Origin of the sequence: Gemmobacter aquaticus (assembly GCF_007859075.1) — a bacterium.
Taxonomy (GTDB): Bacteria; Pseudomonadota; Alphaproteobacteria; order Rhodobacterales; family Rhodobacteraceae; genus Gemmobacter; species Gemmobacter aquaticus.
On the sequence record NZ_VOAK01000011.1, the window covers coordinates 1 to 15,965 of the forward strand.

Genomic DNA, 15,965 nt, shown 5'->3' on the forward strand with positions numbered 1-15,965 from the left:
GCCATACTTGGCCCGCCACTTGTAAAACGTCGCACTGCTGATGCCGTGCTCGCGGCACAGCTCGGGAACAGGCATCCCGCCCTCCGCCTGACGCAGCACGCCCATGATCTGGGCTTCGGTGAAACGGTTCTTCTTCATCGGAATCTCCTCGTCCATCCTGCCGAGAAAATTCTACTTCCGCATCCCCTTAACCATCGGGAGGATTACCCGACGGCCTCACCCCGCGGGAGTTCCTCAACCGGTCGACAAAGGACCAAACCACTAACAGAACTAACTTCTGAACGAGGACAATACGGGGAGCAGGTCAGCGGACCAGCGTCGCGATCACCACCAACCTCAGCTTCAGCGAATGGGCCGCAGTCTTCGGCGACGCCAAGATGATTACGGCCTTGCTCGACCGTCTCACACACCGCTGCCACATCCTAGAAACCGGAAACGCCGGCTACCGCTTCAAGGCAAGTTCAACCGCCCCAGCCCGAAGAAAGAAGGACGCAAATCATGCCTTGACCCCAGAATGACACAAAATCCATAATCAAAGGTGGGTCACTTCTCGATGGAAAACCCGGGTCACCTCTCACTGCAAATCAACAGGTCTGGAGCCTAGGTGCTACCGGTCGCACTTTTCCCGTAGTCGAAGTTCTTTTGGGTGCTAAAAGTTGCTTGGGTGCAAAGATCCATCAGCATGTCCTGCACCCAGAACTGCCAATGCTGCGGTTCGATCCGAAATTCTGCCATGCGGCCAATGGTGCGCAGGGGCTTCGCCAGGCGCTCGATCACATGATATGCTGGCCTGTCGGTGTAATCATCGAACAGAACGGTGACCGGGCGACTGATGCGCAGGCAAGCCGTGACGAAACAGGCGGGGCGGAACCTGCCGTCGATCAGGATCAGGTCCGGGTGGCGGAAGAAGGGTTGAGTCCAGACCGAGGTGGGGTAATGGTGGAATTTTCGCCAAGCTGCTTCACTGACGGGGCGCCCCCATTCTCCGGTCGGACCGATATCGGCATGCCAGATGATGACGGGCGAAGGCAAGCTAACAGCATTGAACTTGCGTTGCAGGTCTATCGCCCAGTTCCGGTCGCTTTCAACACTGATTACCAACTTTCCGGGCAGTTCTGCGGCGAGAACGGTAGAGCCGCCTGATCCGTATTCGAGAATGACCGTGGCAGCCTTGTAGGCCATGCGCAGATGGTTCGCCTCGGCTTCAGGGAAAGTTAGAACAGGCCAGCCCACGTTGTTCATTTCTGAGGCCTTCTCCTGTTCAGCGCACGAAACCGGTCGATCGCGCGCCGGGCCGGACGAGTAATGCACCAAGATGTGCTATTGATAACCGCATTGTATCGCTCCAGATGCTGTTTGGCCTCGTCTTCCCAAGCCTTTCGCTTCATCTCCAGCTCGTGAAGCTGCGCCTGCAGTGTCGCAACCTGCAGGCTGTGCTCCTGGATCAGAAGAGTTCGCTCTTCGACAGAACGCTGGGTCCTCTCGCGTTCCTTTTCGAGCGTCGAAGTCAGAACCGCGATTTCACGAAAGCGTTCCTCACGCCCAGCCTCTGCCTCTTGCCGTCGAATGGATTGTTCCTCTCGCTCGGCCTCTAGCGCTGCGATCCGCTGTTTGGCCGTGTCTTCCCAAGCCTTTCGCTTCATCTCCAGATCGTGAAGCTGCGCCTGAAGTGTCGTAACCTGCAGGCTGTGCTCCTGGATCAGAAGAGTTCGCTCTTCGACAGAACGCTGGGTCCTCTCGCGTTCCTTTTCGAGCGTCGAAGTCAGAACCGCGATTTCACGAAAGCGTTCCTCACGCCCAGCCTCTGCCTCTTGCCGTCGAATGGATTGTTCCTCTCGCTCGGCCTCTAGCGCTGCGATCCGCTGTTTGGCCGTGTCTTCCCAAGCCTTTCGCTTCATCTCCAGATCGTGAAGCTGCGCCCGAAGTGTCGCAACCTGCAGGCTGTGCTCCTGGCTCAGAAGAGTTCGTTCTTCCAAGTCTCGGCTCAGTTCCGTGTTTTCTTTTTGCAGGCGGTCGAGACTGCGTTGCTGCTCGTGTAGGCGCTGGCTGTCCTTGCGGCTCTTCCATTCATACCGATGCGCGGCACCCAGCCGCTGAAAGACCTGACGGACATCAAAATAATCTGGGGTTTCCGGGGCGAGGTTGGCGAGCCCCTGAAACCGCTCCTGACGCTCGGTACCCCAAAGCAGGACGCTGAGACCGTCGCCACCGTCGAAATGCACGGTTGGGCAGCGAGCCCCTAGATCGCGCAGCAATACCGCGCCGGGGGTTTCCTCGAAGCCGGGTCGGCCGGTGCCATGCACCAGCACCACCGCACGCTCCGATAGCTTGCAAGTCCAGTCCTGCACCAAGCTGTTCATAGGGGTGTCGTCGCCCTGCAAGTTGACCAGCAGCAGATCGACGCTGCCGTTGTGGATGCGGCTGGCAACCTTAGCGGGAGGTTCGGTAAGGATCTGCGAGAATTCGGCGTAGAATTCGGAATTGCGCCAAAGGATGCCTTCAGGGATCGTAGCAGGCTTCCCGCCTGTCTGGTGCCAGATGCCCGTGCAGACCGCATCCGGCTCGATTTTATCCATGGCCTGGCAAGCCGCAAAGTACGACACCGCCTCCGTCATGTTGATTTCGACATAGCGGCGCGGGCGCAAGATGGACAATAGCCAGAACAGGAACGGCAAATGCTGCAGAATCGGCGATTCCTGCAGATAGCGCGCCCTCCAGAACAATGCGCGCGCCGCCTGCGGCGAGGTGAGATCGGACGAGGCCACGAAAGAATGGGCGACAAGTGTTTCGAGAGCGACAGATTTGTTTCTTGGGGGCATATTCGGAGATCAAAAGGTTGCGCAGGTACCATATCTTAGTCACCTGACTTAGTTCGTAAAAGGGCGTTGTTGCAGAACTCTGCGCATCGAGGATTCACATCGCGAATCCAGACTGCCAGGCGGGGCGGATCAGCAAGCCATCATCCTACCGCTGCCGCACGACGAACCGGTCCAGCTACACGGCTTCGCTGCGCAAGCGCGCGTCACTGAGCTCTACCGAAAATCGGACAGCGACGGAAGCTACGATCTGACCTCTTCTGGTCTCCAGGCGCAAGGAGATCAGGGCATGTCGAAACGCCGGAATTACGAAGCGGCATTCAAGGCGCGGGCATCTGCACGCCCGGGAAACCGGATCAAAGGCGAGGGCAGGCATCGGGCGCTGGATCATCCGTCGTCGGCGCCGCCCACAAAGAGCGAAGGTTCGCGCCGAGCGTGGCGGCGTCGCGTACCGCCGGGGAGGACGGTTTTGGGTGCCGTGGTGTGGTGGGCAGCAATCCCGGCCTCGATCTGGGCGGCCATCGCGAGAGCAAAGTTCGACCGCACATCGAGCTTCCCGGCTACAAGCCGGTTCGCGGGATCGGAGGCAGCGATGGCGCCGGGTTCGACGACCCGCAAGAGCGCGTCCTCGATGGTGTCGTCGCCCCGCATGCCGCCGAGGGCGATGCAGCGCGGTTCACCATTGTCGAGCAAGCCTCGCCAGCAGGAATGGCGCGGGATGTCGTGATGTAGCCCGGTGTAGGGGGACGTCAACTTGCGACCGCAGCACCGACAACGGAGGAGACCGGGGTAGCGACGATCAACTTACCACGGAGAGCCCTCTCGTAGTGGGCTGACATCGACCGTCGCCGCAGCAGATCAGGCCCATACTCGTTGAGGCTGTGCAGCACATTATGGGCCGAAGATTGCCCAACATAGAGGATCGCTTTGCGCTGCAGATGATGTGGCCCGATCTTCTCATGCATCATATCCGGCATCCTTCCGTTGGCTCGCCGCGCCGTTGGCGAGGTTGAGGATCAGGCGAACCATCAACTCGGCCGGCGTCAGCCGCGCCTCGTGGGGCAAGCTGCGCCATTGCGGCCTTGGAGTTCGCTTGCCGTCGCATAGAGGGCTGAAGAGGTCGAGCTTCTGGGGTTTGTCGGTCAATGTGGCATGGGCATCTCCCGAAATCACCTTTGGGGAGCCAGATGCTGCGTCCGGATCGACGGATCGCGATGGGAGTGCTGCGTCGCTCAAGAATGCCGCCAGGGCCGTCAGAGCCGAACCCGCCACCAGCGGCGCGGCTTTCAACTGCCAAGACCGGCAGACGGCCCGGTCGAACATCCAGATCGGGATCTCCAGCCAACGATCGTAAGCTATGCTGGTCAGGCCGAAGCGAAACGCCGCAATACTTGCCTGCTAGGTAACCGCATGGACGTGAACCCGCCGACCTGTCCACGGATGCCACGGATAGAGAAGCTCACGTTCCACGTTACTGTGGGCGTTCCTTGACCGAGTTGTACAACCACCAGCGGCCCCACACCGCCCAAGGCTGACAGCCGCCTGCCGTGGGCTACTTCAATGCAAGCGAAACCGATCCGCAGGTCCAGGCGACAGCTTAAATGACGCCGACAACTGCACAAAGACCAACGTGTAGTTTACCTAAGGGCAACCACAATAACAACCGGGTGGTTACGCTTGACAGCCCCCGGAAATTGAATAGAGGTGTTCTGCCGTCACAGATCCGCGAAGACATTTCGCAGATGAAGTAGCGCAGCGCAAAATTTTATTAAGCGACGCAAGATGAATAGAATAGGGCAAACTACACCATCTATTGATGGCTCTCCATCCCTATCCCGCCGAACCGATGACAGCCTGTTCAACGCAACGTGGTACCGGGCGCGCTATGGTGATGTCGACATGTTAGGCGCTGATCCGCTGCAGCACTTTCTAGCTTGGGGGCGCTTGCTGGAGCGCTCGCCCGGGCCGGATTTCGATACGCGCTTTTATCTGTCGCGCTATGCCGATGTCGGGTCGGAAAATCCACTGCGGCACTATCAGGCCTTACCCGAAAGCGACAACCGGCCAGTCACGCCCGCGCAACTTCAGGCCGAAATGCGTGCGTTGGTCCGGCAGATGGATGCCCAATGGCAACCAACCCCGCCGGCATCGCCACGCGGCGCGCCGCCAGTAGTGTCTTACTGTATTCCACTAATGGGCCGACTGGACGATATCCGCGGCACTCTGGCGGAGAACCTGGCGGCCCATGTGGAACTGGCCGATCAGGTCGAGTTCCTGGTCTTGCTCTTTGGCGACAACACAGAAAGCAAGGCTTGGATAAGCGAGAATTTTGGCACTGCTCTTGAGTCCGGGCTGCTGCGAGTAGTCTGCGATGACAGTCTCGATTCTTGGCATTTCGGCAAGGCAAAGAATGCCTTCAGGCCGCATATGTTGGGCCGTATCTACTCCAGCCTCGACGGCGACAATTTCGTTACCCAAGCTGAGACCCTTCGGTTGCTGGCGGTGGATGCCGAATTCGACGGCCACTTCCTACTGCACCACTTTTCCGGTCAGTGGGGCGACGGAACCAGCGGCCGCATCAGTATGCCGACTGCGGTCTACCGCAGTGTCGGTTATGACAGTTCCCTGCTACCCCGTCAGTTCGACGAGATCGATTTGATCCTGCGCGCTCTGAAGCGGTTCTCGTCGATGCCCTTTCTATGCATCGACGCCGACCAAAACATTTTTGGGAAGTCGTTTTTCGCTCGTAAGTTCCGTGACGAAGAGCGTCTGCCCAACCGGACGATCGCCATCGGCGATTACCCACGTCGGCCTCCTCTTAATCCGCGTGGCGAAGGCTATGCGCAGCAGACACCATATCTCAATCATATGGGTAATCTGAACGCGAGACTTAGCGGATTCGCTGCCAGTTCGGACTCCATCAGGCGCAATAGCTATTTGAATGACCTGACCGCGGACAAGCACAGGCTTCTCGATACGATGCCGCGGGAAATTCTGCTTTCAACCTTTTTCCACGCTCCCAGGGAAAGGGATATGAACTGCCGCATCCAAGCCGGGCGGGTCTGTGCTTTCCTTGTTGTCAAAAACGAGCGACATTTTCTGGCGCCACTTCTGGCACATTATCGCCGCTGCGGTGTCAGTGATTTCTTCATCGTCGATGACGGTTCGGACCAGCCTGTCGAGGACTGGATTACGGATGAAGATGTTCATGTATTCCACCCCAAGGTAGGCTCTTTCCGCACACTCAAGACTGCTTGGGTCGAAGCGCTAATGACATATTTCCTGCCTTCAGGCGCTTGGGCGCTAACTATTGATGCCGACGAATTCATTCATCTACCCTCCGATACCAATAGCTTTACGACCCTTGCCGCCAGTTTAGAGCGGGAGGGACATGACTTCATGCCGGGGCTGCTGATCGACCTGCTGCCCGCACCGGACACGCCTCTCGAGGCGTTGCAGCATGCCGATTGTGATTTTATTCAGCTTTTTACCCATTGCGGAAATGCGGACTACTCTCCTCCGGAAAGCTACCGCAGCCATGCTTCGGTTGCCTGGGCTTTCGGTCCCTATGCCCACCTTCCATGGCAGGTCGATGTGCGCAACCATGCATTCGGCACATTCGATTCGTTGCGAAAGATCCCCTTCCTGCGTTGGCAGACCCAGCGGCATCTCAATCAGGGGTTCCACACGCTGCACCACACCGATGGCCGTCCACAACCTGGCCACGACATCTGGGAACGGTCCATTCTGCCAGTGTATCACTACAAGCTAGTGCGACTGTTTTCGGAAGAGGCCCGTGCGCAGATGTTGCGCGAAGCGGGAAATTACCATTCCCGCACCAAGGAGAACCTGGTCCGGATCTTCGGTGGCGAAGCGGCAGGGGTTATGGCCCGGTTGCGCGATCTACCCACAATGCCGGCAGTGCAGATCCACGACCGACTCAAAGCTGCACGGGATCTCGAGACTATCTTAAGCCCCGCCTTGCCGGGAACAGCCGGCGGAGTGCGGCTCCATGGCTGACGACATGAGAATGATCAATGGTGCGCCATCAGAGCAACAGTCAGCGACGTATGCAGGAGCGACGTTTGGACCGGCATTGGGGCTAATGCCGTGGTGACAGATGATATTCCCCCTCTATGCGATCATGGTAGGCAGCCCTGGCCATGTGCGTCATTACCGCCTCGGATCGCTACAGATCATATGACACCCTGAGACTATTGCTTGCCCCTTGCGGTGGGCAACGATGTTACGTCTTGGTTAACGGGAGAAGTAGTTGCAAAGTAATCTTTTTTTGGGTCCAGATGCCGATGGCCGCTTCGCCCTGAGTGCCTTGCGGGCTTACGAGGCGACCGGTACGATCTCGTCTGAGAAAACCGTTATCCTGAATGGAATTACCCTGTCCTACGGAGGGGGTGGGCAACTGAGGGGAAAGTACGTGAGCAGGCGGGACAATATGCTGTCCCTGAGCCTTACCTGCAGGTCGCGCTCACTCCCGCAATGGCAATGCCTGACAGTTCCTCTAGGCGCGATGGACCTGACAGGGGCTGCCGCAATCGGCATCATCGTGCGCAGCTGGTCGGATCAGTCTACTGTGTCCCACTTCGCCCTCCGATCTGGGCGGGACGGGGATTTCGTGGATCAGGCCTTCGGAAAGACAATGGTATCCTTTGCCGCGGCCTCCACCCATCTAGACGTGATCGAAATCGCCAAAGCTCCCAACCTGCCCATTCAGGCTCAATGGCGAGATCTGGTCCTGTTTTTTCGCCCTGGACCGCTTGAGATCGAGCTTCTGGATCTTCGCTTCTTCGTCGTGTGACATCCGATGACAGATAAAGCTTCGCTGGGGATCGCCATCCCGGTCTGGAATCTTCCTGATGATCTGGCGCATCTGCTGGAGCAGGTGTCCCAGATGGGAATATTTTCCGAGATATTGGTCTCGGACGATGGATCGGACATGCCGTGCGATCCTGCGAGGCTGGGCTTCACGGAGGAGCGATTGGGCGCACGCCTGGTTTATCTCCGATCGCCCAAACAGCGGGGTGCGGGTCATGCGCGCAATCTCGCGCTTGCCTCGGCGACCACGCACAATCTTTTGTTCTTCGACGCAGACGACCATCTGGCCCCCGAGTTTCCAGCCATCTGGCAGCAACATCTGGATGCCGACTGTCCTGATTTTACGATCTTTCGGCACAGCGATACCCGTGTCCTGGAAAGTGAGGGCCGTGAAGGCACGTTTTCGCCCGACGAAGCGCGGTGGAAGTTGGCCTTGGGAGCCCGGCCATCCACAATCCTGACCCTGGCTGAGGCGGCGGAGCTATGTTCGATTAGCGCCTATCCTTGGAACAAGATCTACCGGACAGATTTTCTGCGCCGTGCAGGGATCAATTGTTCTGAGACACCGGTTCACAATGACGTCCGCCTACACTGGCTTAGCTTTCTCAAGGCGCAGCGGATTCAGGCCGACACCCGCATCGGAGCGGTCCATCTCATCCAGGATCGCGAACATCACTTGACGATACGCCGAGGCGCCGAGCGGCTGTGTCTGGGACCCATTCTCGAGGATCTGGTTGGCGAGTTTCAGTCGGCACTAGATCGCCGGATCTTCATGCGTCAGTTCATCCAGTTTGCCCACGATCTGTGTTTCTGGAATCTTGCTCACATTGACCCGCCGGTGGTGCCCGATTTCAAGCGGTTGATGATCAACTTCTACATGCGGCTTCGATTCGAGGATTTTCGGATATTCGCCGAATGTCGTCCCGATCAGGCCGAGGAAATCGTAGACTTCCTGCTGCGCGAAGGAGGTTGAGATGACCATCAGCTTCATCCTGACCAGCTACAACATCCGGCCCTATCTGCCCCAATGCCTGCGATCTTTGTCCAACGTCGCCCGGCCGGGCGACGAGGTGATCGTTGTTGATGACGGCTCCACGGACGGCTCAGCCGAACTTATCGCATCCAAGCTCAGTGACTTTGGCTTCGGTCCCGGCGTAAATCTGCAGCCGGTGTGCTTGGGGGCCAATACCATGGGCGGCGTTGGGATCCCCGCTAACATAGGCCTGTCGTTGGCCACCCAAGAGACCGTATTCTTCGTGGATGGAGATGACTGGATCATCCCCGAGGGCTTCAACCGCGCGCGAGCGCAGATGCTATTGACCCCTGCGGACATCCTTATTGCGAATTACAAGGTCTTCGACGAAACTCGCCAGACATCTAGCCAGCCTGCAGATGACGATAAGTGGCACAAGCTGGTTCACAAGGGCGACATCGAAATCCTGCGCGTTCAGGCCCTTTCCTTGATTGGGGTGCCCTGGCGCAAGTTCTATCGCCGCGGATTCCTGCAGGAACGAGCGTTGCGCTTTCCCGAAGGGGATTTCTTCTACGAAGATAATCCCTTCCATTGGGCAGTCTGCCTTGCTGCCGGCAGTATCCGCTTCCTAGATACGGCTGTCTGCCAACACCGGGTGAACCGGCCTGGTCAGACCATGGGCGAAAGCGGTATGGCGCTTACGGCATTCTTCACGCATTTTGAGACGATCAGCCGAATGCTACACCGGAGGGATGCTGAGTATCACCTGCTGGCCGTAAGGTGGCTTCTCGAGAACATGGCATGGCACACCAATCGCCTGTCCGCTGAAGCGTTCTATCCATATGCGGTTCATGCCGCTGCGGTTCTGTCCGCCATTCCCGAGCCAATCTGGGTCGAGGCCCTTGCAAGGAGCGGACATCTCCACCCTGTCTGGTTGGTCGCCGATCGGCTGCGGAAAGGCGATATCTCGGGACAAGTCAATAGTTGGGAGCATGCAAGGTTACATGGGCGGCTAGCTGAGATCGAAGCGCATTTGGCAGACATCGGAAAGACATCTAAAGAATCCTTAGACCGTCTGCGCGGCCAGGATGCCGCTGATCGCTTCGCTGCGATCAAGGCGACTTTCGATATGCGTTGATACAGAACTCCCCTCTGAGATGTTAGAGCCCCTTTTAACTTGAGCATCAGTTCACGTGGACGATTCAGGCGGCGCCGAGGGTAGAGAACCTAGTGGCAAGGGCTCAGAACTTGACGGCAGCCAGCAGGACGGGTAACCCATCGGTCGCGACGGAAAGTATAAGTACTTCTCTTATTCTTCGCCCTACGTGACGATGCCTCCTGTCTAGGTGAGGCTTAGGTAATTTGGAGAGATATCTTGCCCGTATCATCTAATAATTACTCCAATTCGATCCTAGTATCGTCTGCACGATCAGGTACGAATTACTTCCTTTCGATATATGCCAAGATGTTTCCTCGGGACCTGGTTCTCAAAGAAATTTTCAGGCCGCAATCCGACAGCTTGCATCTGCTTGCCCCTCATATTGGTAAAAACCCTGAGGCTATTGTTGAGATGGCAAACAAGGATCAGCTTAGCCTGTGGCGGGATGTCGTTTCTCGTTCTGAGGCAGTCGACCGGCGGACGATGGCTAAATTATTCTATTACCATACCCCCCGCAAGGGGCCACTGATGGAATACTTCCGCGCCCATAGCAACGTCATTCACCTGATACGCCGCAATATCTTTGACGTATACGTTTCTACCATGATTGCGCGTCGAACTGGCCAATGGCAGTTAGTCGGAGATCATACACCTGCTGTCGAACCAGAGCCGTTCGAGATCATTAGAGCAGAGTTTGAAGATTTCCGCTGCACTCGAATGAATGACATCAGCCTAACGCGCGAGTTTTTTTCCGGATCACCGAACTACCACGAAATTTTCTATGAAGACATTTGTGATCGTCCAGAAGACTGCAGGCAGGTGATTGGGGAGATATTCGGTGTTAATGCGGCCTCGGAGATATCTACCCAGCAGAGAAAGCAGAAATCTACCCCTAACAGCGCCCTAATAACGAACTACTCCGAAGTGGCGGATCTTGATTGCCCTATTTCGTGGAGCGTGTGATGACGATGAACTATCACTTCGAGAGCAGCCACATTGCGGACTACGATCTTTATACCCTTCCGGGTATTGGCTTCACCTTGCGCGGCCCGCGATGGCCACTCCACGCTTCCACTCCATCCATCAGCTTCTTGGGCGCGGCACAGACGTTTGGTGCCTTCTGCAAGTATCCCTTCGCAAATCTCATCGGCGAGATGTGTTCAGCGCGCGTCTTGAACCTTGGCAGAGGCGGGGCCGGACCAGGCTACTATCTGAAGCAGCCGAAGGTGTTTGAGTACGTCAATACAACCAAGTGTTGCATTGTGCAGGTCATGTCGGCGCGTTCGTCGATTGAAAACTCGTACATGACTGCTCCATACGGGCTGGCTTCTGTTGAGATCAAGAAAGGCCAATTGGCGGGCCAGACCCTCATAGGGCATAATGCATTTCAGAAACTGTTCGAAGAACTGCCGCGTGGCGAGTTCCTTGATCTCATCCGACAGACCCGCGAGGCCTACATTGAGCAGATGATAGACCTTTCGGCCCAAATCAAGGTTCCCAAGGTCTTGCTTTACGTCGGCAGGAATGAACCTCTCACAGATGCGACCTTAGATGAAAACAGTAAGTTTTCTGACATTTTTGGCATCCACCCGCACATGATTACCAAGAGTATGGTTGCTCGCATGGGTGCGCACTTCGACCAGACAGTAATCGTTCATGGAAGTGAAGGTTTCGATCAGCGACTGATGAGCCGTTTCACCGGAGAGTTTGTGTCAGTAAAACGGTCAGAGACATACACTGTAAACTCTCACGATGCCTATATCTCACCGACCCTCCATGTGAAAGCAGCCCAAGAACTTTATCCTACGATCAGTGCAATCATTCGTGGCAGGAGCAACGCGCAGACTCGATAGTTCACTTCACCCCAACGGTCAGCCTCCGCAACGAATGCCTTCTGTAATCGGGACGTGGCTGTCAAGCTTGATCGGCCCTTCCCTTGCTCCGTCTGGGATCATGCTTCTGTCCGCGGTCGGCATCTCGGCGCACCGCATAATGGTGGTCGAAGGTGAGGCTGACAATGCTGAACGGCGGGCTTGCAGATTTACGCACATTTGCAGCCCAGACACTCGTGCGGCCTTCGCCTGTGACCTGCCCCCCGGAAGTTTCCTCGCCGTGATGTAAAGTCTGCCCAACTTGAGAAGGATCAGACGACATGAGGAAGAGCCGTTTCACCGAGGCGCAAGTCATTGGGATGCTCAAGGAGCAGGAGGCAGGCTTGCCGACCTCCGAGCTTTGCCGGAAGCACTGGCTGAGCCCGGCCACATTCTACAAGCTGAAAGCCAAGGATGGCGGGATGGACCTGTCGGACGCAAAGCGGCTGAAGCAACTCGAGGACGAGAACGCGAAGCTGAAGCGCCAGGTTGCGGAAGCCATGTTCGACAATGTGGTGCGGAAAGATTTTATGGGGGATCCGTCTCTTCAGACCGCAGGATCCTCCGGATCGTATTCCGCGACACATGCAGTTCCCGCGCGATCTTCTTCACTGACCGGCCCTGAACGTAGAAGGCCCGCCGGACCCGCGCGATCGTATCCACTCGCTTCAACTCCCCCCTCAGTTCGCGGCCTCGCAACGAACGGTCCGACATAACATCAGGGGGTAAAACTGGACGCCGATACCGCGCCTCAGGGAGTCAAAGATGCTTGCCGAAACACACCTCGTCAGAATTTGGCCTGAACCGTCTTCCCGTCAGCGCCGGTGATCTGGATCGCCCCCTTTACGTCGGCGGGGATTTCCACGCCGGTATCGGCAGACAGGACACCCGGCGTCGTGGGCGCGAGTGGCGCGCGGACCGGTTTGCCGCCGATCAGCAGGATGGCCGTTCCGGTCATCGTCAAGGTGTCGACGGCGCTTTCGTCATCCATAGTGACATAGACGTTCACCACCGTGCCGCTTGGCACCAGTTCGACACGGTAGGGACTGGCGTCCACGCGCATACCACCGTTCGGTCCGATGCCAGGTTCGTGGGCGGCGAGTGGGGTCGCGAGGAAGATCAGAAGTGTGGCGATGCGGAGCATGACGTTTCCTTTCAAGGATCAGAAGGTTTGGACCGCCGCGCCTTCGGGGGCGGTCCGGTCGGAGGTCGTAGATTTGGCAGCCGCAACAAGGCGTTCCAGCGAGGCGCGACCGTAACGCAGGAAAAGAACCGGCGTCAGGAAGGTGTCGAGAAGTGTCGACGAGATCAGCCCGCCGAAGATCGTGATGGCAACAGGGCTGAGGATTTCCTTTCCCGGCGCATCTGCGCCGACCATCAGCGGGATAAGCGCCACACCTGCCGAAAGCGCCGTCATTAGCACAGGTGTCAGCCGTTCGAGCGATCCGCGGATGATCAACTCGCGGCCGAACGGCAGACCTTCATGCAACGCAAGATTAATGTAATGGCTGATTTTCAGGATGCCGTTGCGGGCCGCGATTCCGGTCAGCGTGATAAACCCGATCATTGACGCGACCGACAGTGGTTGCCCCGCAATCCACAGCGCCGCGACCGAGCCAATCAGGGCGAGGGGGACGGAGCCCATAATGATCAGCGCGCAAACGGTGGATTTGTAACGGCTGAAAAGGATCGCAAACACCATAGCAAGTGAAACGAGGGAAAGGAGGGCGATGGTGCGGCTGGCCTCTTCCTGCGCCTGGAACGTGCCTTCGAGCGTGGCGGTGTAACCTTCGGGGAGTTCGGCGGTGGCGAGCACGGCACGGATCTGTTCGACCACTCCGGCCATGTCGACCTTTCCGTCGGTATTTCCTAGAACCACAACTCGGCGACTGCCGTTTTCGCGCAGGATCTGGTTCGGCCCGTCGGTTTCGCGCACCTCGGCAAGTTCGCGCACCGGCACCCAGCCCGCGGGGGTTTCGATAAGCAGGTCACCCAAGGCCTGCGTCGTGCGATATTCATCCGCAAGTCGCATGACGACATCGTAGGTGCGTGCCCCGTCCACCAGTTTCGAGACGACGCGTCCGTTCGAGAGCCGCTCCAGCGCTTCGGTGATAGCGGCAGGCTGGATGCCGTAAAGGGCGGCACGGTCGTAATCGATACGGATTTCGAGCTGCGGAATGCGGACCTGCTTTTCCACCTGAAGGTCGACCAGTCCGGGGATCGTGGCGATGTCGGAACGCAAGCCTTCGGCCACGGATCGCAGGGTGTCAAGGTCGGGGCCGTAGACCTTGAGCGCCAGTTGCGCCCGCACTCCAGACAGCATGTGGTCGAGACGGTGCGAGATCGGCTGGCCCACGTTGACGGCGACCGGCAGGACCGACAGGCGCGCGCGGATGTCAGCGACGATCTCAGTCTTGGGGCGGTCGGAGGGGTTGAGGTCCACCTCAATTTCCGACGAATGGACCCCTTCGGCATGTTCGTCGAGTTCGGCGCGCCCGGTGCGGCGGCCCACGGCGCGCACCTCGGGTACTTCGAGGATCAGCTTTTCCGCGATCAGGCCGACGCGATGGGATTCAGCCAAAGAGATGCCCGGATTGAAGAGCATCGAGATGGTAAAGGTGCCCTCGTTGAATGGCGGCAGAAAGGCGCGGGGCAAAATTGTCGCCGCTCCGGTGGCTATGATCACCGCTGCCGCCGAGAGGATCATCAGGGTTTTCTGCCAGCGGAACACCACGTCGAGCGCCGCCCTGTTGCCGCGCTTGAGCGTGCGGACGAGCCAGCCTTCATGTTCATCGAGCCGTTTCAGACCAGGAAGCAGGTAATAGGCCATGACGGGGGTCAGGGTGATCGACACCAGCAGGCTGACCAGAATCGAGATGATGTAGGCCTGACCCAAGGGCGCGAAGAGCCGCCCTTCGATGCCCGAAAGGGCAAAGAGGGGGACGAAGACCAGCACTATGATCATCGTGGCATAGACGATGCCCGAGCGGACTTCCTGACTTGCCGAGACGACCACGGCGAAGGTCGAGCGCGGGTTGCCCGCCTCGCGGTTCTCGCGCATCCGGCGGAAGATGTTCTCCACGTCTACCACCGCATCGTCGACCAACTCGCCGATGGCGATGGCAAGGCCCCCAAGCGTCATGGTGTTGATCGACAGGCCGAGTAGCTGGAACACGATGGCCGTAACAAGTATCGAGACGGGAATGGCGGTGAGCGAGATAAAGGTGGTGCGAATGTTCAGCAGGAAAGCGAAAAGCACGATTGCAACGACGACAATCGCTTCGACCAGAACGGTCTGCACATTCCTGACCGATGTTTCGATGAAGTCAGCTTGCCGGAACAACACCTCGTCGGCACGCATGCCTTCGGGCAGGCTGGCGGTGATTTCGGTGAGGGCGGCTTCGACGCGGCGGGTCAGATCGACGGTATCCACATCGGGCTGTTTCTCGACCGAGATGATGACGGCGCTTTCGCCCATGTATCCGGCTTCGCCCCGTTTCAGGCGTGCGCCATAGCCGACATCTGCCACCTGATGCAGCAGGATCGACTGGCGGCCATCGCTTTTGACCACCACCTTGCGCAGGTCTTCGAGGCTAAGCGTGCTGCCGATATTCCGGATCAGGAATTCACGGGCGTATTGGTCGGTGAAGCCGCCGCCGGTGTTCACGCCAAAGGCGGTGATGGCGGTTTCGACCTCTTCCAGCGTGACGCCCAGGGCGCGCAGAGCGGCGGTATCGGGGGCGACGCGGAACTGGCGCACCTCGCCTCCGATGGGGATGACCTGTGCCACGCCGGGGATCGTAAGGAGGCGCGGGCGGACGATGAAATCGGCGGCTTCGCGCAACTCCATCGGCGTCACGCCTTCGGGCGCGGTCATGGCGACCAGCATGATCTGGCCCATGATCGAGCTGATCGGCCCCATCTGCGGGACGACACCTGCGGGCAGTTGCGCTGCGACAAGCGTCAACTTTTCAGCGATCTGCTGGCGGTTGCGGTAGATATCGGTGCCCCAGTCGAACTCGACATAGATGATGGACAAACCCACTCCGGAAACCGAGCGGACACGGTCCACACCGGGCAGACCGTTCATCTGCGTCTCGATGGGGTAACTGACCAGCTTTTCCACCTCGGGCGGGGCAAGGCCTTCGGCTTCGGTCATGATGGTGACGGTGGGGCGGTTGAGGTCAGGGAAGACATCGACAGGAAGTTTCATGGCGATGAATGCGCCGTAGCCCATCAGGACCACAGACAGAACAAGCACCAGCACGCGGTTGCGCAGCGACTGCGTGACAAGGAAAGTGAACATCCCTGCT

The 15,965-nt window shown here is 58.1% G+C and carries 13 protein-coding genes and 3 pseudogenes; 9 read left to right on the forward strand and 7 right to left on the reverse strand.

The window, feature by feature from the left end; genetic code table 11:
- Positions 1 to 138 (reverse strand): transposase (locus FQU74_RS01975; protein WP_146284773.1); only part of this gene is annotated, 138 nt, incomplete at its 3' end.
- Between the two features lie 167 nt (positions 139 to 305).
- Here FQU74_RS01975 and FQU74_RS01980 point away from each other — a divergent pair.
- Positions 306 to 518: pseudogene (locus FQU74_RS01980) on the forward strand (ATP-binding protein); the annotation flags it as partial.
- Between the two features lie 82 nt (positions 519 to 600).
- Here FQU74_RS01980 and FQU74_RS01985 read toward each other — a convergent pair.
- Positions 601 to 1,242, reverse strand: a complete 642-nt coding sequence (locus tag FQU74_RS01985) for a hypothetical protein (RefSeq protein ID WP_188781574.1) — start codon at positions 1,240 to 1,242, stop codon at positions 601 to 603.
- The gene (locus FQU74_RS01990; protein ID WP_158635509.1) at positions 1,239 to 2,765 is read right to left on the reverse strand and encodes a coiled-coil domain-containing protein; all 1,527 of its coding nucleotides are present in this window, start codon (positions 2,763 to 2,765) and stop codon (positions 1,239 to 1,241) included. Before FQU74_RS01990 ends, FQU74_RS01985 begins: the two co-directional genes overlap by 4 nt.
- 534 nt (positions 2,766 to 3,299) lie before the next feature.
- Between FQU74_RS01990 and FQU74_RS19210 the strand changes: the two genes are divergently transcribed.
- Positions 3,300 to 3,548 carry a hypothetical protein gene (locus FQU74_RS19210; RefSeq protein WP_206664986.1) on the forward strand — a complete coding sequence of 83 codons (249 nt, stop codon included), beginning with the start codon at positions 3,300 to 3,302 and terminating at the stop codon, positions 3,546 to 3,548.
- A gap of 225 nt (positions 3,549 to 3,773) precedes the next feature.
- On the opposite strand, the gene FQU74_RS19555 is transcribed toward FQU74_RS19210, so the two are convergent.
- Positions 3,774 to 4,139 carry a hypothetical protein gene (locus FQU74_RS19555; RefSeq protein ID WP_229704337.1) on the reverse strand — a complete coding sequence of 122 codons (366 nt, stop codon included), beginning with the start codon at positions 4,137 to 4,139 and terminating at the stop codon, positions 3,774 to 3,776.
- Positions 4,140 to 4,715: 576 nt separating this feature from the next.
- On the opposite strand from FQU74_RS19555, the gene FQU74_RS02010 reads away from it, so the two are divergent.
- From FQU74_RS02010 to FQU74_RS02040, 7 genes and pseudogenes are all read left to right on the forward strand, one after another.
- Positions 4,716 to 6,836, forward strand: coding sequence for a glycosyltransferase family 2 protein (locus FQU74_RS02010; protein ID WP_158635511.1), 2,121 nt, complete (start codon positions 4,716 to 4,718; stop codon positions 6,834 to 6,836).
- A 253-nt stretch (positions 6,837 to 7,089) separates the two neighbouring features.
- Positions 7,090 to 7,632 carry a hypothetical protein gene (locus tag FQU74_RS02015; RefSeq protein WP_146284777.1) on the forward strand — a complete coding sequence of 181 codons (543 nt, stop codon included), beginning with the start codon at positions 7,090 to 7,092 and terminating at the stop codon, positions 7,630 to 7,632.
- 6 nt (positions 7,633 to 7,638) lie between these two features.
- Positions 7,639 to 8,622 (forward strand): glycosyltransferase family 2 protein, encoded by a 984-nt coding sequence (locus FQU74_RS02020; RefSeq protein WP_146284778.1) that lies wholly within the window; start codon positions 7,639 to 7,641, stop codon positions 8,620 to 8,622.
- A 1-nt stretch (position 8,623) separates the two neighbouring features.
- Entirely contained in the window at positions 8,624 to 9,760 is a 1,137-nt protein-coding gene (locus FQU74_RS02025; RefSeq protein ID WP_146284779.1) for a glycosyltransferase family 2 protein, read from the forward strand.
- A 327-nt stretch (positions 9,761 to 10,087) separates the two neighbouring features.
- Positions 10,088 to 10,744 (forward strand): hypothetical protein, encoded by a 657-nt coding sequence (locus tag FQU74_RS02030; protein WP_229704336.1) that lies wholly within the window; start codon positions 10,088 to 10,090, stop codon positions 10,742 to 10,744.
- Positions 10,744 to 11,634: a DUF6473 family protein gene (locus FQU74_RS02035; protein WP_146284781.1), complete on the forward strand. Its 891-nt coding sequence runs from the start codon at positions 10,744 to 10,746 to the stop codon at positions 11,632 to 11,634. The genes FQU74_RS02030 and FQU74_RS02035 overlap by 1 nt, the downstream gene beginning before the upstream one ends.
- Before the next feature lie 299 nt (positions 11,635 to 11,933).
- Positions 11,934 to 12,188: pseudogene (locus FQU74_RS02040) on the forward strand (transposase); the annotation flags it as partial.
- Positions 12,189 to 12,192: 4 nt separating this feature from the next.
- On the opposite strand, the pseudogene FQU74_RS02045 reads toward FQU74_RS02040, so the two are convergent.
- From FQU74_RS02045 to FQU74_RS02055, 3 genes and pseudogenes are all read right to left on the reverse strand, one after another.
- Positions 12,193 to 12,324: pseudogene (locus tag FQU74_RS02045) on the reverse strand (helix-turn-helix domain-containing protein); the annotation flags it as partial.
- Positions 12,325 to 12,439: 115 nt separating this feature from the next.
- Positions 12,440 to 12,796, reverse strand: coding sequence for a hypothetical protein (locus FQU74_RS02050; protein ID WP_146284782.1), 357 nt, complete (start codon positions 12,794 to 12,796; stop codon positions 12,440 to 12,442).
- Between the two features lie 18 nt (positions 12,797 to 12,814).
- Positions 12,815 to 15,958: an efflux RND transporter permease subunit gene (locus FQU74_RS02055; RefSeq protein ID WP_146284783.1), complete on the reverse strand. Its 3,144-nt coding sequence runs from the start codon at positions 15,956 to 15,958 to the stop codon at positions 12,815 to 12,817.
- Positions 15,959 to 15,965: the final 7 nt, after the last annotated feature.